This is a genomic window from Streptomyces sp. NPDC004561 (assembly GCF_053602155.1).
In genome coordinates this window covers 1-2,179 of the sequence record NZ_JBSGDB010000821.1, presented here as the reverse complement: position 1 = coordinate 2,179, position 2,179 = coordinate 1, and the positions used below count along the sequence as shown (strand labels likewise).

General features: G+C 71.2%; 2 protein-coding genes and 2 pseudogenes. 3 read left to right on the top strand and 1 reads right to left on the bottom strand.

What is annotated here, in order from left to right:
• Positions 1-94 (bottom strand): annotated as a pseudogene (locus tag ACWEN3_RS45735) (GMC family oxidoreductase N-terminal domain-containing protein); the annotation flags it as partial.
• Between ACWEN3_RS45735 and ACWEN3_RS45730 the strand changes: the two are divergent.
• The 3 genes and pseudogenes from ACWEN3_RS45730 to ACWEN3_RS45720 form a co-directional block, all read left to right on the top strand.
• A pseudogene (locus ACWEN3_RS45730) lies at positions 92-613 on the top strand (amidohydrolase family protein); the annotation flags it as partial. The pseudogenes ACWEN3_RS45735 and ACWEN3_RS45730 sit on opposite strands and share 3 nt — an antisense overlap.
• 16 nt (positions 614-629) lie before the next feature.
• Positions 630-1,157, top strand: a complete 528-nt coding sequence (locus ACWEN3_RS45725) for an NUDIX hydrolase family protein (RefSeq protein WP_452984267.1) — start codon at positions 630-632, stop codon at positions 1,155-1,157.
• Positions 1,158-1,340: 183 nt separating this feature from the next.
• Entirely contained in the window at positions 1,341-2,138 is a 798-nt protein-coding gene (locus ACWEN3_RS45720) for a COG4705 family protein (RefSeq protein WP_452984265.1), read from the top strand.
• Positions 2,139-2,179: the final 41 nt, after the last annotated feature.

The window sequence follows — 2,179 nt, the reverse complement described above, 5'->3', positions numbered from 1 at the left end:
CCCAGGTCCCCATGCCCGCGTCGGCGGCCCAGCGCTCGTAGTCCATGGGGTTGCCGCGCTGGAAGATCATCCCGTTGATGCTGCTGGAGCCGCCGTCGGCCTGGGCCTGCCCCTGCAACTGCACACCGGGTTCGGCGACGCTGACGTACGGCTGCACCGGGCCGACCCCGCGCTGCTCACCGACTGGCTGCACCGGACCGCCGGCACGATCCCCGTCCTGCTGCTGCACTGCTGGCCCTACCAGCGCCAAGCCGCCTATCTGGCCGCGGTGTTCGAGCAGGTGTACCTGGACGTGGGGCTGGCCCTGCACTACACCGGCCCCACCCGCGCCCGTGCGGTGCTGGAGGAGGCGCTGGAGATCACCCCGTACCGCAAACTGCTGTACAGCTCCGACGCCTACGGCGTGGCCGAGTTCCACCACCTGGGTGCCCTGTGTTTCCGGCAGGGCCTCGGCGATCTGCTGCAGAGCCGCGTGGACGCCGACGAGCTGAGCCTGCCCGACGCACTGCGGATCGCGGCCTGGACGGGCCGCGACAACGCCCGCCGCCTCTACGGACCGCCCGTATCCGAACCTGTCCGTGATCCCAGCGGACGCCCCACCCGGAAAGTATGATCAAGCAATGTCTGACATGACCGAGACCACGCCCGGCTGGCTGACCACGGACGAGCTGGAGATGGCCAGGGCCCGGATGCCGATCCTGTACGTCGAGGCCGTGCCCGTGCGCGTGGACGACAGCGGCGAAGTCACCAGCATCGGACTGCTGCTGCGCATCGGCCCGGACGGAACGGTCAGCCGGACCCTGGTCTCCGGGCGGGTGCTGCACCACGAGCGGGTTCGCGACGCGCTGCTGCGCCACCTGGAGAAGGACCTCGGCCCGGTGGCCCTGCCCCGCGTTCCCGCCTCCCTCCAGCCGTTCACGGTCGCCGAGTACTTCCCGACGGCCGGTGTCACCCCGTACCACGACCCGCGCCAGCACGCGGTGTCCCTGGCCTACGTCGTACCGGTGACCGGCGACTGCCGCCCCCGGCAGGACGCGCTGGACCTGGTCTGGTTCAGCCCGCAGGAGGCGGCCTCCCCGGCCGTGCAGAGCGAGATGCCGGGCGGGCACGGAATGCTGCTGAAGCAGGCGCTCGCGCACGTGGGTGTGGCGCTCTGAGTCCGGCAGCCGGCCGACCGGCCTGTGTATCAGGTCGGTCGGGCCACTGACCAGGGATTTCCCTGAGGCTTTCAGGTTGCGTTCAGGTTCGTGGCGGCCTGTGGCAACACCTGCACCAGAAGCCCCAAAGCAATGGCAAAGGGGACTGGGGACGGGGCAGTTGGCCGTGCGAGGGTTCGACTCATGAGCACAGAGCACGTCCTCGACCACCGGCCGAGCGGTCACGCACGCGCGCGCATACGCGAGAGCGCGAACAAGGTGCCGGAGGTCACCGTCTACTTCTGGATCATCAAGGTCCTCACCACCGGCATGGGCGAGACAGCCTCCGACTTCCTGGCCCACCTGCTCGGCCCGATCCCCGCGGTCGGCCTCGGCGGCCTCGCCTTCGTCGCCTCGCTCGTGCTCCAGTTCGCCGTCCGCCGGTACGTGGCCTGGATCTACTGGACGGCGATCGTCATGGTCAGCGTGTTCGGCACGATGGCCGCGGACGTGCTCCACGTCGGCCTGGGTGTGCCGTACACCCTGTCCACCCCGCTCTTCATGATCGCCCTGGCGGCCGTCTTCGCCCTCTGGTACGCGAGCGAGCGGACCCTGTCCATCCACAGCATCCGCACCCGCCGCCGCGAGTGCTTCTACTGGGCGGCCGTCCTCGCCACCTTCGCCCTGGGCACCGCCGCGGGCGACCTCACCGCGACCGCCGGCCTGGGCTACCTCGGCTCGGCCGTCCTCTTCGCGGTCGCCATCGGCGTCCCGGCCGTCGCCCACCGCGTCGGCGCCCTCGGCCCGGTGACCGCCTTCTGGACCGCCTACGTGATCACCCGCCCGCTCGGCGCCTCCCTCGCCGACTGGATGGCCCTGCCGGGCAGACGCGGCGGCCTCGACTGGGGCCTCGGCCCGGTCACCCTGTCCTGGACCGTGGCGATCGTCGCCTTCGTGGCGTTCCTCGCGGTGTCCCGGCGGGACACCGAACCCGCCGTCTGACAACGCCCGGACGGCCCGGCACCGGGATTGCTCCCGGTGCC

What these genes read in the sequence shown, in the direction of transcription:
- ACWEN3_RS45725 (WP_452984267.1), top strand. Translation starts at nt 630, where the DNA reads ATGACCGAGACCACGCCCGGCTGGCTGACCACGGACGAGCTGGAGATG.
- ACWEN3_RS45720 (WP_452984265.1), top strand. Translation starts at nt 1,341, where the DNA reads ATGAGCACAGAGCACGTCCTCGACCACCGGCCGAGCGGTCACGCACGC.